The sequence below is a fragment of the Alkalihalobacillus deserti genome (assembly GCF_020734105.1).
Classification (GTDB): domain Bacteria; phylum Bacillota; class Bacilli; order Bacillales; family Bacillaceae_D; genus Halalkalibacter; species Halalkalibacter deserti.
In genome coordinates this window covers 319,839-338,929 of record NZ_JAJAFR010000003.1, presented here as the reverse complement: position 1 = coordinate 338,929, position 19,091 = coordinate 319,839, and the positions used below count along the sequence as shown (strand labels likewise).

The 19,091-nt window shown below is 36.3% G+C and carries 21 protein-coding genes and 1 riboswitch; of the genes, 7 read left to right on the top strand and 14 right to left on the bottom strand.

The window, feature by feature from the left end:
- The first annotated feature begins 56 nt into the window (after positions 1-56).
- Positions 57-1,367, top strand: a complete 1,311-nt coding sequence (locus LDX58_RS08120) for a DUF2254 domain-containing protein (RefSeq protein WP_227936321.1) — start codon at positions 57-59, stop codon at positions 1,365-1,367.
- 161 nt (positions 1,368-1,528) lie between these two features.
- Here the strand turns inward: LDX58_RS08120 and fadH are convergent, their stop codons facing one another.
- The 4 genes from fadH to LDX58_RS08095 form a co-directional block, all read right to left on the bottom strand.
- Positions 1,529-2,299 (bottom strand): 2,4-dienoyl-CoA reductase, encoded by a 771-nt coding sequence (gene fadH / locus LDX58_RS08115; protein ID WP_227936320.1) that lies wholly within the window; start codon positions 2,297-2,299, stop codon positions 1,529-1,531.
- Between the two features lie 944 nt (positions 2,300-3,243).
- On the bottom strand, positions 3,244-3,810 hold the full coding sequence (locus LDX58_RS08110; RefSeq protein ID WP_227936319.1) for a helix-turn-helix domain-containing protein: 567 nt from the start codon (positions 3,808-3,810) through the stop codon (positions 3,244-3,246).
- Positions 3,811-4,081: 271 nt separating this feature from the next.
- Complete coding sequence (locus LDX58_RS26650) at positions 4,082-4,147, bottom strand: hypothetical protein (RefSeq protein ID WP_372459132.1); 66 nt, start codon at positions 4,145-4,147, stop codon at positions 4,082-4,084.
- 721 nt (positions 4,148-4,868) lie between these two features.
- Positions 4,869-5,747, bottom strand: coding sequence for a LysR family transcriptional regulator (locus LDX58_RS08095; protein ID WP_227936318.1), 879 nt, complete (start codon positions 5,745-5,747; stop codon positions 4,869-4,871).
- 136 nt (positions 5,748-5,883) lie between these two features.
- On the opposite strand from LDX58_RS08095, the gene LDX58_RS08090 reads away from it, so the two are divergent.
- The 4 genes from LDX58_RS08090 to LDX58_RS08075 all read left to right on the top strand — a co-directional run bounded on the left by LDX58_RS08090 (position 5,884) and on the right by LDX58_RS08075 (position 8,694).
- On the top strand, positions 5,884-6,909 hold the full coding sequence (locus LDX58_RS08090) for a YeiH family protein (RefSeq protein ID WP_227936317.1): 1,026 nt from the start codon (positions 5,884-5,886) through the stop codon (positions 6,907-6,909).
- 261 nt (positions 6,910-7,170) lie between these two features.
- Complete coding sequence (locus LDX58_RS08085) at positions 7,171-7,245, top strand: YjcZ family sporulation protein (RefSeq protein WP_227936474.1); 75 nt, start codon at positions 7,171-7,173, stop codon at positions 7,243-7,245.
- Between the two features lie 114 nt (positions 7,246-7,359).
- The gene (locus tag LDX58_RS08080; RefSeq protein ID WP_227936316.1) at positions 7,360-7,449 is read left to right on the top strand and encodes a YjcZ family sporulation protein; all 90 of its coding nucleotides are present in this window, start codon (positions 7,360-7,362) and stop codon (positions 7,447-7,449) included.
- 1,092 nt (positions 7,450-8,541) lie between these two features.
- A complete protein-coding gene (locus tag LDX58_RS08075) occupies positions 8,542-8,694 on the top strand; it encodes a hypothetical protein (RefSeq protein WP_227936315.1) in 153 nt (50 codons plus the stop codon).
- A 230-nt stretch (positions 8,695-8,924) separates the two neighbouring features.
- Here the strand turns inward: LDX58_RS08075 and LDX58_RS08070 are convergent, their stop codons facing one another.
- From LDX58_RS08070 to LDX58_RS08030, 10 genes are all read right to left on the bottom strand, one after another.
- On the bottom strand, positions 8,925-9,146 hold the full coding sequence (locus tag LDX58_RS08070) for a YdbC family protein (protein ID WP_227936314.1): 222 nt from the start codon (positions 9,144-9,146) through the stop codon (positions 8,925-8,927).
- A gap of 78 nt (positions 9,147-9,224) precedes the next feature.
- Positions 9,225-9,896 carry a phosphatase PAP2 family protein gene (locus LDX58_RS08065; RefSeq protein WP_227936313.1) on the bottom strand — a complete coding sequence of 224 codons (672 nt, stop codon included), beginning with the start codon at positions 9,894-9,896 and terminating at the stop codon, positions 9,225-9,227.
- Positions 9,897-10,054: 158 nt separating this feature from the next.
- Positions 10,055-11,089: an ABC transporter substrate-binding protein gene (locus LDX58_RS08060; protein ID WP_227936312.1), complete on the bottom strand. Its 1,035-nt coding sequence runs from the start codon at positions 11,087-11,089 to the stop codon at positions 10,055-10,057.
- The gene (locus LDX58_RS08055; RefSeq protein WP_227936311.1) at positions 11,086-11,838 is read right to left on the bottom strand and encodes an ABC transporter permease; all 753 of its coding nucleotides are present in this window, start codon (positions 11,836-11,838) and stop codon (positions 11,086-11,088) included. Before LDX58_RS08055 ends, LDX58_RS08060 begins: the two co-directional genes overlap by 4 nt.
- Positions 11,835-12,611 (bottom strand): ABC transporter ATP-binding protein, encoded by a 777-nt coding sequence (locus tag LDX58_RS08050; protein ID WP_227936310.1) that lies wholly within the window; start codon positions 12,609-12,611, stop codon positions 11,835-11,837. Before LDX58_RS08050 ends, LDX58_RS08055 begins: the two co-directional genes overlap by 4 nt.
- Complete coding sequence (gene tenA, locus LDX58_RS08045; RefSeq protein ID WP_227936309.1) at positions 12,604-13,278, bottom strand: thiaminase II; 675 nt, start codon at positions 13,276-13,278, stop codon at positions 12,604-12,606. The genes LDX58_RS08050 and tenA overlap by 8 nt, the downstream gene beginning before the upstream one ends.
- Before the next feature lie 15 nt (positions 13,279-13,293).
- Complete coding sequence (locus LDX58_RS08040; protein ID WP_372459131.1) at positions 13,294-14,589, bottom strand: acetylornithine deacetylase; 1,296 nt, start codon at positions 14,587-14,589, stop codon at positions 13,294-13,296.
- A 124-nt stretch (positions 14,590-14,713) separates the two neighbouring features.
- A riboswitch (TPP riboswitch) is annotated at positions 14,714-14,815 on the bottom strand.
- A gap of 79 nt (positions 14,816-14,894) precedes the next feature.
- Complete coding sequence (locus LDX58_RS26265; RefSeq protein ID WP_308017479.1) at positions 14,895-15,206, bottom strand: diguanylate cyclase domain-containing protein; 312 nt, start codon at positions 15,204-15,206, stop codon at positions 14,895-14,897.
- Complete coding sequence (locus LDX58_RS08035; protein ID WP_289623468.1) at positions 15,206-16,069, bottom strand: PAS domain-containing protein; 864 nt, start codon at positions 16,067-16,069, stop codon at positions 15,206-15,208. The genes LDX58_RS26265 and LDX58_RS08035 overlap by 1 nt, the downstream gene beginning before the upstream one ends.
- Positions 16,070-16,373: 304 nt before the next feature.
- On the bottom strand, positions 16,374-17,405 hold the full coding sequence (locus LDX58_RS08030; RefSeq protein ID WP_227936307.1) for an LLM class flavin-dependent oxidoreductase: 1,032 nt from the start codon (positions 17,403-17,405) through the stop codon (positions 16,374-16,376).
- Positions 17,406-17,617: 212 nt separating this feature from the next.
- Between LDX58_RS08030 and LDX58_RS08025 the strand changes: the two genes are divergently transcribed.
- Positions 17,618-18,313: a 2-phosphosulfolactate phosphatase gene (locus tag LDX58_RS08025; protein WP_227936306.1), complete on the top strand. Its 696-nt coding sequence runs from the start codon at positions 17,618-17,620 to the stop codon at positions 18,311-18,313.
- Positions 18,310-19,083: a phosphosulfolactate synthase gene (locus tag LDX58_RS08020; protein WP_227936305.1), complete on the top strand. Its 774-nt coding sequence runs from the start codon at positions 18,310-18,312 to the stop codon at positions 19,081-19,083. Before LDX58_RS08025 ends, LDX58_RS08020 begins: the two co-directional genes overlap by 4 nt.
- The last annotated feature ends 8 nt before the right edge of the window (positions 19,084-19,091 follow it).

Sequence of the window (19,091 nt, the reverse complement as noted above, 5' to 3'; positions counted from 1 at the left end):
CTCATGAATTTGGTAAAACCTACTTGTATATATTATTTTCGAACGGGAGGGTACAAATGAAACGCCATCCTACTTTGTTTATTTTGAGATCTAAATTTTGGTTTATCCCAGCCATATACGGAGTTTTCTCTATATTAATTGCTTGCTTGAGTGTTTTCTTAGATTACTATCTCAATAGTCAATTTCTTCCAGCGTTTTTATTTGTAGATCTAGCTCTAGCACATACATTATTAAGTACGATTACCTCTTCTTTGTTAACCATGACAACCATTTCCTTTTCAACGATTATGGTTGTGTTAACAACCTATTTATCACAGTTCTCACCTCGGACCATGCAGGACTTTATGACTGATGTCTACACTCAGCGTATTCTAGGTGTATTCATTGGCGGTTTTTTATATGCACTAATTCTTTTGTTGCTCTTAAAAGATACGAACGAAGAACTTCTGTTTATTTCCCCTACACTCGCTGTTGTTTACGCGATGGTTTGTGTTGGTTATTTTGTGTTTTTTGTTCACCATGTTGGCAGATGGATCCAGGTTAGCAATTTGATTCACCATATCACTCAAAATACAATTGAATCCATTCACCATAATTACGAAGATTCCTCAGACCAAGTCGCCGATGAGCCTTGGAAAGATTGGGAAAGCGAAGATGTCAAATTGGTGGATCCTATTCACTTACAGTCGAAACAATCCGGTTATTTGTTAGTGATAGAGTTAGATGAACTGATTGAACAAGCTACACAAGATGATCTCATTGTCAGAATTGAAGTGGGTCTTGGAGATTTTCTAGAAGAAGGAATGATTCTACTTTCGATTTGGGGGAGAAAGAGCCACTTAGAACCTACTTTGTATGAACGTTTTTTCCATGTTGGAGAAGAAAGAGCTACCATTCAAGATATTGATTTTGGATTAACAAAGCTTGTTGAGATATCTTTACGAGCGTTATCATCAGGAATCAATGACCCAAATACGGCGATTAGTGGCATTCGCGCGCTAGCAAGAATACTAACGGTTTTAGCAAAAAAAAACCTTCACCGTTCCTTTTATAACGACTCGCATCAAGCCCTTAGAGTCATTGTTCAACAACGCCATTTTAAAGACTATTTATATAAGTGTTATTATCAAATAAGAAGTCCTGGGACGGAAGATGTATCTGTTTTAGCTGCGATGATCGACTCCTTACAACTAATTGCTTCTCAAAATGACAAACAGATTAAAAAAACAATTTGGGAGTTTTCCTGGTATATTCAAGAAGGGATCAAAAAAGAAGAAATGCTTGAACTTGATCGCTTATATTTAAACGAAAAAATCCAAAAGTTAGCGATTCAAACCGAGCAAAGCGAACATTATCAACCAATATGAAAAAGGAGCATCTCGTTAGCTGATGCTCCCGATGGAAAACGTAGGTTAGGTGATTTTTTATATGGTATACCTAAAGCCAGTTTTTATTATCGGTACGAGCAAAAAAGACTGCTATTGTTAATTAGCCCTCCTAATTTAAAGCGCTTACCTTTTAGTTTTCTTTAAAATTGGAGAGAGGAATTGTTTAACCATTGTCCACCGTCAATAGTAATACAATCACCATTTATATACTGAGCTTCTGGTGAGAATAGGAACGTTGCTACCCCTGCTACTTCTTCAACTTTTCCAAAACGTCTAGCAGGTATACCTCCTACTACCTTTTTATAGGCTTCTTCATTCATAATCAACTTCTCCGTCCCTCCGGTGTTTTCAATGGGCCCTGGCGCGATAGCATTTACTCTAATTCCATAATGACTACCCCATTCAACAGCAAGGGATCTAGTCATCGCTAATACGCCTGCCTTCGCACTAGCGGAGTGAACAACACCGGGCCCAGCAGTCCATGCATAGGTTGCGACAATATTTGTAATACTTCCTGATTTTTTATCTTTAATCCACTCTTTCGCCACGGCTTGTGAACAATACCAAGTTCCATTTAATACGATATCAATAACTGACTTCCATCCATTCAACGAGAGCTTTTCTGCAGGTACAAGGAAATTACCCGCTGCATTATTTACGAGAAAATCAATGGTTCCAAATGCCTCTTTGGTCTGATCAATCATCGCTCGCACTTTTTCAGGGTCACGAACATCCATCTCAACTGGAAGGATCTGTCCATCAAATGTTTCTATTTCTTGTTTTGCCTTTTGAAGTTTTTCTGAGTCACGCCCACTAATGGTGACATAAGCACCTTGTTCTGCAAATCGCTTTGCCATTGCTTTTCCCATTCCATTACTTCCACCCGTTACGATTACAACTTTACCCTTCATTTTTTCAGCTCCCATCAAGTTAGGTGAATGAACAACCACTCATATTCACTTTACAAAATATTCTCGAAAAATCACTTTGAGTATTACGTTCATTTAAATAATGATCTAATTCACCTCTAACTCCCTAATTATTCTTAATAATCTAAAAGTATGTTTATTTTCATAGTATTATGTTCTCATGAAAAACAGGTATTATTTTCTCGACTATCAGATTGTAATTCTACCAAAAGGTCTGAAGAATGAAAATAGACTTCATGACGATCCTTTTTTGCTTATTATTCCTTCCGTTTCTAAATAGATGAAACAAAGAATAAATGGCATGAATGGATTACGCTTCAATCTGATCCTGTTCGCAAAGTGTTACAAATAGCCATGTAGGCTATCTAATCCAACCGATAATCCTTTTTCTAAATCCAGATGCATAGAAGAAGTTTTTTCAGGTGAAAGACTATGTTGGTTTGATAAAATCGCACCGACTGTATGAGGTTTTCAAGGCATTCGCTAATTTCACAGAAAAAATTGATACTAGTTTTCGTCTAAATTTTTATACAAGATCTTATTTTTGATAAAGCAATCAAAATATTCCCATTTAAAATAGGAATCTACTTTCATTAATCTCAGGTTGCCGAACCTTTCTCAATCAATCATACCTCTAGCTTGGTGCTCTATGCTTTTCTACTAAAAGTTTAAAACGAAGTAATCAGGACAAGAAATACGATAATTGTACGGATTACCTTACACTTCAGTCAAAAGATGTATGATAAAACGTACACTTTAATATTCTAGCTACAACTAATGTATGGGATCGCTTACAAAATGTAAATTTATTTACTAGAATAGTGTTAAAATATCTCTTAGTGTATTTACTCTTAACTGGACGGGAATACTTTTTTAGCTACATTTTTATTTTGCTTATAGCAAACTATCTTCAAAAATAAGTTTCATTAGTTCAATTGATATTTTGCTAATTTTTCATAAAAAGAAGTCCGACTAATTCCTAGCTGTTTGGCAGCTTTTGAACGGTTTCCCTTCGTTTGGAACAACGCAGATTGAAGAGCTTCTCGTTCTGTTTTTTCCATTAATTCAACTAGTGGTACGATTGGTTGATCGTTGTGTACGGTCATGAGTTTCTCAGGTAGATGTTTGATATTGATCACTTTCTCATCAAAAAGTTCCAACTGCTTAATTGAAAATAGCAAATACAAATGGTACGTTTCTCCATGAACGTACGCATGTTCTTTTCGTAAAACAAATGATCGGTGATCTACGGCTATATCAATATTAGTTTTGATCTGTATGGTTTCGATCACCTTTTTTTCAATAAATTGATCTATTGTTTGAAGCTTTATATTCTCATGTTTCTTTTTGACCACACGTTCAAATATTTCATTATGATAGTGAACAATTCCCTTTTGATCTGTAAGTACCAGAGCAAATGGCAATGCTTGTACAATTGATTCCACTTGGTCAAAGGACCGAGCAAAGTGACTCACTGTTTCTTTTATGTTCATATTATACCGTCTCCCTTACAGAAAAAACGTTTATAGAAAAACCTTTGGTTAAAACCATTTTAGAGAAAGAGGAACCTTTGATACAGAATTCCTCAAAAGAAACTAATTCCTTACCGATAAGCTGTGCCTCGACTTTCACCAATACAGAGAGTAGCGAGTCCACGTTTGCCATTAGATCTATTTATTTCAGTAAAAGAGTAACAAGAACACGTGTTTCTAATTCACCAACTGGTGCCCAAAGTCAATGGCTCCACCATTTACGTTTACTTTATCAGGATCTTCTTAAATCTTTCAGCACGGTTAAAAGCTTGACCGCAAAAGCCTCGTTTGCTTCAATTAAATCAAGGTCATCTACTGATAAGCTGATTACTTACTAACGCTCCCCCAATTATACCAACTGAAGTACCAACCTCACTTACAATTACCTCTTCTCTCATCTAATATTCTCCTTCCTGTTGTATTCGCTTTCCTATTTTTAAAAGAATTCGACTTTTAATTTGTTGAATCCTGCTAAAAGTAAAATGCCAGCTTTATTCCAGTAACTTCACAAGATTTCTATTGTCGTTGACTGGGACTAAATGTAAGGTGTTAAGAATAGGAAGTGTGAATGTCTCAATTTCTTTTTATCATTCCGATTTTAACAGGCTTGTTGTGTTTATTCGTTGGCCTACTAACAGGCATCGTTAAAAAGAAAAAAGGCTTCCATACATTTTGGGCGAAATGTATCATGGTTTCTATGTTGTTATTTTACTAACAGCAGTAATATTGGCTGTTCTAATTAGCAGGAAAGCACGTATCTCTTCTACATAGCTATCTTTTCTTACTCCCTAGCTCTTATTGGGAATTTAGCAGTAAAGCGTACATATAGAAGGAATGCTCGGTTCCTATAATGCCATCAGTACTGCCAGAATCATAGTAAATGCTAGGATAATATCAATTTTGAATGAGTGACCCTCCTTGCTTTTTATCGTTTTTTGCCAACCCTGATCGGAACACCCATCATTATTCTAAAAGGAAAGAAAATGCCTAATCCAAATAAGAATACAATTGAAAAAGAACTAGATACTCATGATTTTTTCAATAAATAAATCATGGGCTCGATTTTTGAAATCATGCTTTCCTTGTATGATCGAGAAATTTCTAGTAAATGTTCGATTGCTAATATGAATTTGTTTTATTTCGTTTGTTTCTAGCTCTTTTCGAACGGTTAATTTAGAAATCATCGCAATTCCAAGTCCTGCCGAAACCGCTTCCTTGATTCCTTGACTACTACTAAATATAAACGAGCGTTTAACCGCTATCTGTAAACTTTCAATTAATTGATCACTGTAGGCACGTGTTCCTGAACCTTTTTCTCTCCAGATCCATGATTGATCGTGGAGCATATCAGGTTTGACTATTCGAAGCTGTGCTAAAGGATGATTCGAGGGTGCGATAATAATCATTTCATCCTCCATAAAGGGTCTGGCCTCCACATCTAAGTCTTGAAGTTCACCTTCAATCAAACCTATATCTAATTGATTACTTTTTGTTTTCGCAATCACTTCTTCTGTATTTCCAACGGTTACTTCTACATGGACTAACGGATTTTCGTTTGCATAATTCGCTAATAGACGTGGCAGGATATATTCTCCAATGGTAAAACTAGCTCCTATATTAATCGTTCCTTGAACAATATGTCTTTGACTAGCAATCTCCTGCTTTGCCTCTTCATAAAGGGAAAGTATCTTCTTTGCTCGGATATACAACATTTCCCCTGCTTCCGTCACTTTTACTTGTTTAGGTGAACGAATAAATAAAGTGGTATCTAATTCATTTTCTAAATTTCGAATATGAAGACTCACATTCGGTTGAGATAAATTCAGTAGTTTTGCTGCTCTTGAAAAATGTCTTTGCTCAACAACAGTCACAAAAATTTTTAACGGATCAATAATCATCCTTTTTTCTCCCTTTCACCTATATATTTACTTTATTTATTTTATCATAAAAAATCCAAATGATTGAGATAGCAAATATATATTTCCTTTATGATAATTATAACCATATAGTTAATACATAGAGGAAGTGAGTCGAATGAAAGATTATACAAGATCCGGAAAAAAACAAAATTTATCATTTATCATAGGCATCAGTATTACATTCGTAATTGCTAGTATCGCCAAATATTTGGCTCTTCTACCTCTGCTATCAATTATGGGAGAGTTAGTTATAGCGATTTTAATAGGTGTAATCTGGAGATCATTAATTGGTGTACCAGATTCTTTCTTTAGTGGGACGGAATTTTCAAGTAAAAAGTTATTACGCATTGGAATCGTATTACTTGGATTTCGTTTGCATTTAGGGGACGTCTCTCAAGTGGGACCTAGTGTTTTTCTTCTTGCGAGTATTAGCTTAGTTTTCACATTAATTGTCGTTTTCTTACTAACAAGGCTCTTTCATGTTGGCACACGGCTTGGAATTTTAACGGCCTGTGGAACAGCAATTTGTGGAGCAGCTGCTGTAGTAGCTATTGCTCCACAGATCAAAGCAAAAAATGAAGAAATTGCAATTGGTGCTGCAACCGTTGCTATTTTAGGGACTTTGTTCACCATCATTTATACGATACTTTTCCCTTTTATAGGGTTATCAGCTAATGGTTATGGTATTTTCTCCGGGGCTACCTTACATGAACTAGCTCATGTTGTTGCTGCTGCTGCACCTGGCGGAAATTCAGCAGTGGACTTAGCTATTGTCGTAAAACTAACGAGAGTTGCCTTGCTTATACCTGTTGCAATTGTAATTGGGTTTTGCAACTACCTAACTCAAAAAGAAACACAAGATAAACTATCCTTAAAATCATTACCTATTCCTTGGTTTATTGTAGGCTTTATAAGCACAAGTGCTCTTTATTCTCTTGGTCTGATACCCAGTTATATTGCGGATGGATTTGTGTGGCTTTCTTACTTATTAATTGGTATGGCTATGGCGGGTTTAGGTTTAAATATTCAGCTATCAAGCTTTAAACGATTAGGTCTAAAGCCTCTAGCAGCTTCCCTAATTGGATCCATATTTTTATCGTTACTAGGATATCTTTTAGTTCATTTGTTTGGTTTGGTGTAACCAGTAGCACTCACTCAGTGAACGTTATTCTGACATTTAAATGATAGGATCAGATCAAAAACAACCTTATTAGAGCTTGTTCATAACAAAAAACCTACTTTTAGACATAGGCATCCTAATCAATTTCTGTTATTAATGTTTTCTGCCCACTCGTTTTTTTAATTAGAAACATAACTATGTATTATAACTCAAAAAGAGGCATCCATGCTGAGGTTTTATGGCGCACCACAATTTTAAGGTTGCCCAACTCCTTCCCCAGGTATGGGAAATAATTTCGCGTTAATCGTTGTGCTGTTTATCCTACTAGTAAATGTAGGAACAGCTTATGTAAAGTAACTACTTGTGTAGGTACTTTCATTAAAGTTGCTTTTTTGTGGGTATTGTCCCAAGCAACTTTAATCAAAAAGCATAACTATATTATATAGCAACTCTAAAAGGAGGTTTTCTATTATGGGTTACTACGGTGCAGGTAGCGGATTTGCGTTAATCGTAGTTCTGTTTATCCTACTAGTGATTGTAGGAGCAGCTTATATTAGCTAATAAATGAATGAAAGAAGGGCAGGGAAAATCCCATGCCCTTCTTCTTGATGATTGTCGTATCTATAGAACAAACAGTAATTATCCTTTCTTTCAAACAGCTACTCGTTGGAATTAACAATAGGATTTGCTAGGATTCAATAGATCGTCGCTAACCCTCTTTTGTAGTTTAATTAAAGTTGAGGGTGATCCAAATTCCTATTGTTCAGAGGAATATCTGCCAAAGTAAGTAAAGGATTAGAAAGAGATGATTTATTTTTAACGGAAACAGCTCAATTCGCAGACATTGTCTTACTAACTCATCCTCTTTTGAACACGCAGATTTCTTACTTCTTACTGGCATCATTATGTTTACATGCCACAGCAGGTCATTGAGCCTTATGAAGAAAGTTAATTATGAATGTATTCAGGCTTTTAGCCGAAGCGATGGATTTTGAAAATGAAGCTTTAAAGGACTCTGATGAACAAATGATGCGGCTTTCATCAAACCCTTATTTCGACCATATTTATGATCATTCTTTCCTTAGCGAACCAATACATGAAAGGCCGCTCGGAAGCCATTCAGCTTCAAAAAACTATATACTCCGAGTGGACAAATTGAGCTCTATTCAAAATTAGTGGAAAGAAAACCTTAGCCTCCCAACGTACACTCCTTAGTAGATGATGGTGACTTTCCTTTTAATTTCGGGCTCGGACCTAATCACTCCAATAACGAGAACATATAAAATTAGAAAACAGCTAAAATTGATCTTAATCAGTCTGATGGAGGGAATCAAGAATGGGGATTTTGTGAGAATTTGGAATGATCGCGGCGAGTGCGAACTTACTTCAGTAGTTCGAGAGTTGTGTTAAATCAGGGTTTATGGGCGGAGAGGCGACTTTTTTTCAGATCGTGTAAATATCGAAAGAGTCAAATAAACGACTGAGTGTGATTCAAGATCATCATTGCTCCTATAAATCACCCTCTTAATTTTGCTAGCACAAATATTACTTCTACAAGTGGAGGAATGAATCAATCTAGCATATTTAAAAAACTATCTACATATATATGGACAAAGCTTTTAAAAAAAGAATCAATGATTGGTGGTGCTTAAATTGAAAATTATCTCATGGTACGCACACAAAGAAAAAGGCAACAAAAAAGAAGAGAGAATGAACCTAGAAAAAACTCCAGCTAAGGGCATTTTTAAAATGAAGAAAAGCAGAAAAGAAAACGAAGATGAAAAAGATGAAGGAAGTTTACAGTGAACACTTTTTTTACAAACAGGCCCTATTTTTAATTAAACGTTTGTTTAAAGCGGCGCTTTTTTTATCGGTTTTTGTAATTTTCTATTATTCACACATAGGGCAGAAACCTTTTAATCAATAAACATTCCTATAGGAATGTTTATTGGTTTAAAACAGTGTATTCGATCTTATAAGGGACAGCCTTTAACTAACAAACACCCCTATTAGAAATTATCTAATCAGCATATATATTAAATATCCAATTGATTTAAAATATCTCTAAGTTTCACTAGTTCCCCAGATGTAAGGGTTAGACCTTTACCCATTTTCTCATGATTAGGTGCCCAGTCTCTAAGATCATACTTTGCCTCTCGTCCATTCCAACTAACTAGGTTTAATTCTTTGCTCCACCCTTTAAGGTTTTCTGATAAAACTCCGACCGTTTCTTTAATTTCATATTTTATCTCAGCCATTGTTACGACTCCCTTCCTGAAATTTTAAAAGATAGTAAGAACTATAAAAAAATTCTTGTAACTAATCATATCATACGATTATGTTAATGAATTTCCTTTCGATTCTTCCTTTTTTCTTTCATAGTGTTTTTCCATCACATATTGATAAATCCAAATAGTGATGTACAGCCAAATTCCACTTAAAAGAAATCCACCTACTATATCACTAGGAAAATGCACTCTTAAATAGACACGGCTAAAACCAACAAATATAATCATCAAGGAGCTAAATATTATAAGAAGTATACGTCCCCAAACAGTAGCTGTATTTCTCCAAAATAAAAACGTAATAATTCCATATAGTGATACCGCTGCCATTGCATGCCCACTTGGATAACTAAAACCTGTTTCAGCGATAATTTGCTCAAAAGGACGGTCTCTTTTAAAAACAAACTTAAGGGCTTGATTAATACCAAGTGAACCTAGTGAAACAACAATAAATAAAATAACTTCATCTAGTTTACGGTAAAAAATATAAATAATTAGAAGAAAAATACACGATATCACGATTACAGGACCTACTGAACCTAAATAACTAAAAAAACTCATATACTTTGTTAAGACAGCGGATTCAAGTGGTTTAACCATATTAAGTATCGATTGATCAAAAGGAAGTACCATTCCGTTTATTACAAAATAAGTAGTCGTAAAAAAACCAGCTATCGGCAAAATCAAAAAGACGACAAACATCCACCATATTCTACGATTCATTTATGTACACCTCTACTTACAATCAAGGGTTTATACACAAGATAAATTGATTCACTCCTATATTACGTATTCAAAGTGCTTAAATCAAATACATTCCCTCTCTCATCAAAATAAAAACAGAACTACTAACTTCGAGAAAAATTAGTAGTCCACTTTTATTATTCAACAATATTAACAAAAATATCTTCTAATGAAGGTGACTCTTGAATCAAATCAAATTCCAGCATCCAATCAATGGTTTCTTGCCAAGAGTCCGCATCTTGACTTCCAAATCCCGCTTCAGACTCCATTTTCGGAAGTAAAATGCCTAAGCTTTCTTGTTCAACTTCTTCAATTAATGGGAAATTGGCTTCATCTTGATTCGTTAATAAAATGTTTAGAGCTTCCTCAGGGTTTTCTTTCATGAACTCATACCCTTTTGTTGCTCCACGCCAGAAAGCTCTAATTTCTTCTTCTTGCTTTTCCCACGTTTGATCATTTGTAACAACAACTAATTCATAATAACTCGGCACTCCATAATCCACTGGATTAAAATAACGAGTTTCATGACCATTATGTCTTAATACTGGAACTTCATGATTAATGTAAGCTCCGATGACAGCATTTACTCGTTCACTTACGAGTGAAGAACCTAACTCAAAACCAACATCAATCATCTCGACATCATCGGGATTTCCACCATCGTTTTGAACCATTGTACTCAAGATCGATTCATTCAAAGGGATGCCGGGGAATCCTACTTGCTTTCCTTCTAAGTCTTTCGGTGTTTGAATGTCACTATCCTCTGAAAACACCACGTGATTAAGAGGTGAACGAACAATTGCACCAATTGATTTTACAGGTACATTCTGTGTTGCACGAGCAATTACGACATCTGGTTGATAAGAAATACCTAGTGTCACTTGCCCAGCTGCTGCTAAATTAATAGGATCAGTTGGGTTGGCCGGGAATTGAATATTGACTTTAACCCCTTCTTCTTCAAAATAGCCCTTTTCTTGCGCAACATATAAATAACTATGTACGGCATTCGGATACCAATCTAACATAATGTCGATTTCTGCTAACTCCACTTCTTCTTCAGTTACAGGTTCAGGCGATACCGTTTCTGGCTCTGGCTGTTCTTCGCTCCCTCCGCAAGCTACTAGACTTACTAACATGAATGCACTAACACTAGCTGTTAACCATTTCTTCATTCTGTTCTCCTCCACTTTAACGATAATTTTTCTAGTAAAACAACAAGTAAGAACAAGATAATTCCTATTGTTGATAACAAGACAATTGGCGCGAATACACCTGCTCCATCAAATTGCGTCATCATTCTCCTGCTAAAATAGCCAAGACCTGATTGAGCACCTAGCCATTCCCCAATCGCTGCTCCAATCACACTTAATGTAACTGCGACTTTTAAACCAGAATAAAAATGCGGGAGGGCTGATGGAACGCTTAATTTAAAAAATATATCCTTTTTACTCGCTCCCATTGTCTGTAATAGCTCTTTTAACTCCTTGCTACTCGACTTTAAACCATCAAACGTATTTACGGTAATAGGAAAAAAGGTTATAAGTAATGTTACAACCACCTTGCTCCAGATCGAATAACCAAACCACAAAACGAAAATGGGTGCTAAAGCAATGATCGGAATTGTTTGTGACGAAATAATAATCGGATAAAAGGCTTTTTCAGCCGCTCTACTGACACTCATACACACCGCTAGACCAACACCTAAGACAATAGACAACGCTAGACCAATTAAGATGATGAGCAATGTTGACGGTAAGTGAACCGTTAATAGAATTTGTCTAATGTCCCAGAGCTTCACCGCTACTTCTGTTGGTGCTGGCAAAATAAACGTCATACCGATAAATCTAGCAACAGTTTCCCAAATAACGAGCAGAACAAAAACAACAACAACCGGTGTAACATAATCATTCATCCGCTTCATAATCTCACCTGTTTTCGCAGTTGATCAATTAATTGTTCTTTCACGGCTATGACTTCCGGATTATGAATGTCTCGAATCTCTCTAGGGCGTTTCAGTGGGACAACCACTTCTTCAAGCTTCTGAACCGGAGCCTCGGTAAAGACGAAAATGCGATCAGATAAGAACAATGCTTCATCGACATCATGAGTAATAAAAAGAATCGTCGATTTCCATTTCTCCCATTGGTCTAACAACCACTCTTGCATGGTGAGTCGCGTAATGGCATCAAGAGCACTAAACGGTTCATCTAACAACAGAACATTCGAACCACTTAAAACGGTTCGTAGAAAAGAAACGCGTTGTCTCATCCCACCAGATAAATCCCCTGGGTATTTTTTTTCTACACCATTTAAACCAAACTCATTTAAAAGTTGAGTAACTTGTTTGTGAGCTTCTTGCTTATCAATCCCTTTAATTTCTAATGGGAGCGCAGCATTAGCCAAAATGGTTCTCCACGGCATGAGTAAATCTTGTTGTGGCATATAGCCCACTTTACCAAATCGATCCGAATAGGATTGCCCATTGATAAGGATTTCCCCTTTAACTGATTGTTCTAATCCGGTAATAAGCCTAAATAAGGTGGTTTTCCCTGAACCACTCGGACCAATAATACTTACAAACTCTCCTTCTCCAATAGCAAAACTAAGAGAATCGAGAATTTGAGCTTGTGTTTGTTTCTGACCATTTTTGTAGTAAAAGCTGACCTCCTTAAATTGTAATGACCGTTCACTCATCCGTTGGCCACATCGCTTGATTAAAGGACATGTCCCAAAACATATACTCAAAGCGCGTCGTATTTAAGAAGATCTCTTCAAGCTTTTCGAGTTCTGTCTCTGGCTTCCCTTCTGTTAGTTGGTCTAATAAATCAATGCACCAATCAGCTAACTCTTCGAACTCCTTAGAGCTATACATTTTGATCCATTCACCATAAAACTCATGTTCGCTAGCTCCAGGGATTTGATTTAACTCTTTGCCGATTTCTGAGTAACTCCACATACAAGGAAGGATAGCCGCAACTAGATCTGTTAGCGTACCATTTTGTCCAACATGTAACATATAATGACTATAAGCTAAGGTAGTTGGTGATGGCTTTGCCTGTTCGAACTCCTCTTCAGTAATACCGAACTTCTTTCCATACTTGCGATGAAGAGACATTTCTTCATTCAAAGTTGTTTCTAGTAATTTTGCAAATTTCCCCATTGTCTCAAGATCTTCTGCCTTCATTACACCAAGAGCAAACAATTTAGCATAATCGATTAAGTACAGATAGTCTTGGATCATGAAGAAGCGAAATTTCTCTTGATCTAATGTGCCATCTCCAATTCCTTGAACAAAGGGATGAGCATGATTTTTTCTCCAAATTGGTTGCAATTCTTTATATAAACGTTCGCTAAATTTCACGTTAAGGCACCTCTTTTATTTTGATTGTAAGTTTGTCCATTCATAAATAAACATCATCAGTGTTTTTGTGTATTCAACAAGCTGTTCAATTGAGACTTGTTCATTCACTGAATGGGCATTAAGTAAATCACCCGGTCCGTAAATGGCTGTTGGAATGCCTGCATCCGCGAGCCACCCTCCATCCGTAACGGTTGGAGAAACATCGACAATGGCACCTTGTCCAGTAACATGTTGATGTGATTGAGCTAGTAGTTTAACTCCAGGATGGGAAGGATCAATTTCAAGAGAAGGAAAAATTTCACCTCGATCTTCTATCATCGATGTCCCTCCCCAAATAAATGTAGGTAGGTTGTCCCGCAGCCATACATCTCCTTCAGCTATTTTTAAAATATGGTCTTCAATTTCTTTTGAAACTTGGTCGTACGTTTCATTAGGATAAAAATGAACGGTAATCCAAAGTCTACATTCATCGGCTATAAAAGCAGCATGTCTTCCACCTTCTATAACAGCAGGATTAATGGTATTTGCTCCTGGAGGGAAACCTGGATAACTTTTCGTTACAGCCCAGTGGCGTTCAAGTTCTTGCAATCCTTCTATTATTTTCATCATTTTCTCAATTGCACTCGCTGCAACTAAGTTTCCACCTGCGTGAATCATGTTTCTTCTTGTTGCGTCATGATAAGTCTGTTTGCTTTTTATCGTAACCCAGCCAGTAATAACCCCACCCTGGCCTTGAATATGTAAATCACTCGTATCAACAACAACTGCAAAATCAGCCGTACTTCCCCGTTTGCAACATTGAAGCGTTCCTGCTTCACCAACTTCTTCTCCAATAACGGATTGAAAAATAAGATCTCCCGGCAAATCAACTCCAGACCCACGAAGTAACTTAATGGCAAATAGCGCTCCAGCTAAGCCGCCTTTCATATCAGCGGCTCCCCTTCCAATCACAACACCATCGCGCACGATAGGAGTAAATGGATCCGTTTCCCACTCTTCATCTTCACTTACCTCTGCTACATCTACATGCCCATTGATGATTAGACTCTTATAGTAATTAGAATCACTGCCTTTTAAAAAGCCAACCACATTTGGATCATTTGGATATACATCCCACATATCAATCTCAAATCCTAGATCCTTAAGTAGAGAAGCGACATAGTCTTGGACTCCTTTAGTATTTCTTGCTGGTGGTGCTGGTGTTTCAAACGATATTAATGTTTTCAACAGATCTATCAGTTCTTCCTGACGTTCATCAACTTGTTTGAGTAAGAATTGTATCTTATCATCCACTTTCAACCCTCCTAAAATATTATCCCTACAGGTCGGATGTCGCCTCAAACGATTGTGCCTCAATAAAACCCCCACTTCCAATTGATATAGAAGTGGGGGTTTTATGTAAATGTCTAATTAAACACAAAAATTGGCTAAATAGAATTTACTAACACTTCTTCCCTACGCTAGTCTTAGCTAGATCAGGTTTTAAGGGTTAAGACATTTCATCTCTCTCAGCTAAATAGCACCCCTAGTAGTGATAACTTTATATAATTGTTTAAATATAATACTATTTGTAACATACAATTTTAGTAACTTCAATACAAAACTTTCCATTACTACTAACCTCTCATTTTAGCTACACCTTGCACAAGCTTTTCAAATAAATCAAATTTACGAGGAAGTAGAATGTCTAGGTCAGAAGTATAAAACTGATAATTGTTTTTTCCATTTCTTTTTGTATAATACATAGCTTTATCTGCGTTTTGAATTAGTGTTTCACGTGTCTCACCGTCTTCCGGATACATACTAATTCCTATGCTTGGTGAGACACTTACTTCATTACCGTCAATGATAAAGGGATTAGAAACAGACGTTAAAATGCGCTCAGCAATAACGATTATTTCGTCTTTATGCGTTTCTTCATAGACGATTACAAATTCTCTCCACCTAGTCTGACAATCAGATCTTCTTCACGGACGCTATCGAACAAACTTTCGGCTACTTCCTTCAATAATAAATCTCCACTCTCAAGACCGAATGAATCATTTACCTTTTTAAATCCATCTAAATCAATAAACATAACGATCATTGTATGGTTGTGACGTTTTGATCGCGCCAACGCTTTCTTCATATGTGTTTCAAGCATTTTTCTATTTGGTAGTTCCGTTAAATCATCATAAAACGCTAACTGCCTTAGCTTTTCTTCTGTTTCTTTTTCTTTTGTTATATCAATAAACGCTCTTCTACTTTTTGCTAGTTTACCATTTGAATCATATATCGGAGTAGCACTATTAATTAGCCAAACTGGATTCCCATTACTATGTAAAATTCTATACTTATACTTAGTAGATTTTCCAAGTAGCAAGCTATTCTCTTGTTCGATTAGTAGGCTTATATCTTCAGGATTGGCGACTTCTTGCCAAAAGAAAGGATTACGTTGGAATTCCTCTATTTTATATCCAAATATATCCTCAAGGTTTTCGGAAATACTGACAGATTGATCGTTAACGTCGAAGGATAAATGACCTATATTAAGAACCTTATTGATTTGATTCACTTCATTCAAGTCTTGTTCAGTTTCTTCTTCTTTTTCTATAAGCTTTTCGATTCTTTGTTGTAGTTCTTTCTTCTCCACAACATTTGTTTGGATAACTTTAGTTAAAACAGCTACCGGTACAAAGAGAATAAAAAGAAATCCTACCATATACCAAGTAAATGGATTAATCAGGATCAGAAAAGTCATATAAATAATTACAGTTAACATATACATGAGGACAAAGATATTACTCACCATCTAAATTAACACCTCCGACAGTTTTAGTTCAATATTCATTCATAGAAAAAAATGGATGCCTCTCATGAGGTACCCATCTACCTAATTTAGTTTTAGTCTATACTGTTGAAAATGGAGAAACGTTCATCTAAAGTTTACTAAAATTTATAATAGAAATGATATTAAAGATTTCTTCGACAGACATTTTTCTTTTCGACAAACTAAATGGGTGACAGAATATCTTCTGGACTCCATTTATCCATAGGAAAAAGCCCTTCTTTTTATTTTCCGAAGGACTCTGATTACTTTAAAATATTTTAATGAACTACCCTTTCCAAAGGTTAGCTAGAATAGTGTAAGATCGTAAACGTGCTTCATGATCATACACGCTTGTATTTATCATCATTTCATCCGCCTGGGTCTCATCTAAGAACGCTTGTAACTTTTCCTTCACGACCTCTACACTCCCGTTAATAGAAGAACGCAACTGTTGCTCTACTACTCCCTTTTCATATGCACTCCAAATTTCATCCATGCTTTCTACTGGTCGGTCTAATGGAGTTGAATAACCTCTAATCCTCTTCAATAATCTTTGTTGGTGTGATGTAGCTAATCTCAGCGCTTCTTTATCTGTGTCGGCAGCAATCACATTAACCCCAACCATCACATACGGTTCTTGTAATACCTCCGATGGCTTGAAGCATTTTCGGTATAGCTCAAGTGCGGCTAATGTGTTATCAGGAGAAAAGTGACTCGCAAAAGCAAATGGTAATCCTAATTGCCCAGCTAACTGAGCACTAAAACCACTTGAACCAAGAAGCCAAATTGGAATATTTAATCCTTCACCAGGGACCGCTCTCACTGTTGGATGAGCTTCTGGAGATGATTTAAAAAAGGATCTAAGCTCTTCTAAATCCTGTGGAAAATCATGATCTCCACGAATATCACGACGCAACGCACGGACTGCTGCTTGATCCGTTCCAGGTGCTCGTCCTAAACCTAGATCAATCCGACCTGGATAAAGTGATTCTAACGTGCCAAACTGTTCCGCTACAATGAGCGGGGCATGGTTAGGCAGCATAATTCCACCTGAGCCAACTCGAATGGTTGATGTTCCTGAAGCAACATAGCCGATTAATACCGAAGTTGCAGAGCTTGCAATACCAGGCATATTATGATGTTCTGCTAACCAAAAACGATGAAAGCCTAATTTTTCAACATGCTGAGCTAGATTTAAGGTATTGTGAAAAGAATCTGCTGGAGTTCCACCGGTTACAATTGGGGCTAAATCCAAAATAGACAATTTAATATCTTTAAGTTGTTTAGAATCTCTTTGTTTCATATCCTCTTTGGACATCCATAAACCTCCTTTAGCATCTAAAAGTTACCCTGATTTTTAGATATGTAACGATCAAGATATTGTGTATTTTATTATAGCTACTTTTACAATAGCAACTAAAACAGCCTAAAAAAGCCAATTAACTATCAGCCTATATTGAATCAAACGAGTAACAATCCTTTTTATAGGCGAATATAGTACTTTGACATAACTCAAGTTTAGGAGAGAATATGATGATTACAATTCACCAAGGGCACTCTCATATTTTAGAGTCATCAGACATTACCATTGTAATTGATGTCATACGTGCATTTACAGTGGCTCATTATGCATTTATTAAAGGAGCCAAACAGATTTTACTCGTAGGAACAACAGAAGAAGCTTTCACCTTAAAAAAAGAACATCCTCATTTCCTTTTAGCTGGAGAGAAACACGGTATAGCGATTAATGGATTTGATTTCGATAACTCGCCTAAACGAATCTCTGAGGAAAGATTGGGTGATAAAACATTAGTTCAAAAAACAACAAATGGGGTAAGGGCCACTTTAAATAGTTTAAATTCGAAATGCCTTTTTGTAACAGGGTATTCGAATGCTAAGACTACAGCTAATTATATAAAAAAAATAAATAACACCTCTCAAAGAGACCTCAAGATTACTGTTATTGCATCACATCCATCAGGTGATGATGATTTAGCTTGTGCTGAATATATAAGAGGCCTTATTTTGGGAAAAGGCTTTTTAACTAACGTTGAAGTGGAAGAAAGAATTAAAAATGCCCACGTCGCTCAGAAATTCTTCGACCCAAACAATCTTGATTTTAATTATGAAGATATTACATTTTGTGCCCATGAACGAGAATCTAATTTTGTAATGAAAGTAAATCAGTCAAATCAAATACCAACGATTGAGAGGATTGACATATGAATAACCTATCTGCATCTGGATTATATTTACCGGTAAGAAACGTCAAGCCTAGAAATGAAGGTCTAACAATTTTGATTGATAATGGGGTTTCGATACAATCCTTTAAAGACACGATAAACAGCTCTGCAGATCTTATCGATTTTGTTAAGTTTGGTTGGGGTACTTCCATTATTACGAAACAACTTCAAGAGAAAATAAATTTTCTCCAAGAACACGATGTTCACTTTTTTTTCGGGGGGACTCTTTTTGAGAAGTTTTTAAGTCAAAGGAAAATTGACGAGTTTTACAAATACTGCAAAATGTATCATTGTCAGTTTATCGAAATTTCAAATGGCACGATTGATATTAGCAACAGTGAAAAGGCAAAATACATTTCTGACTTCACACCGGAATTTAACGTCTTTAGTGAAGTCGGGAGCAAAAATTGCGAAAAATCCGATGATTGTCACACTTCGGAGTGGATTGAATATATTCAAGAAGACCTCGAAGCTGGGTCAGCAAAAGTAATTACAGAAGCAAGGGAAAGCGGTACAAGTGGAATATGTCGAAGCAACGGAGAAATGAGATACGATTTGATTGAAGATATTCTATCTTCTGAAATCCCGATAAATAACGTGATATTTGAAGCGCCTAACAAGAAAATGCAAACATTTTTTATCCAAAGGCTTGGATCAGACGTTAATCTAGCTAATATTTCGTTCGCTGATCCTATCTCATTAGAAACACTACGCTTAGGTTTACGATCAGACACATTTAACATATTTGATTAGGGGGAGTA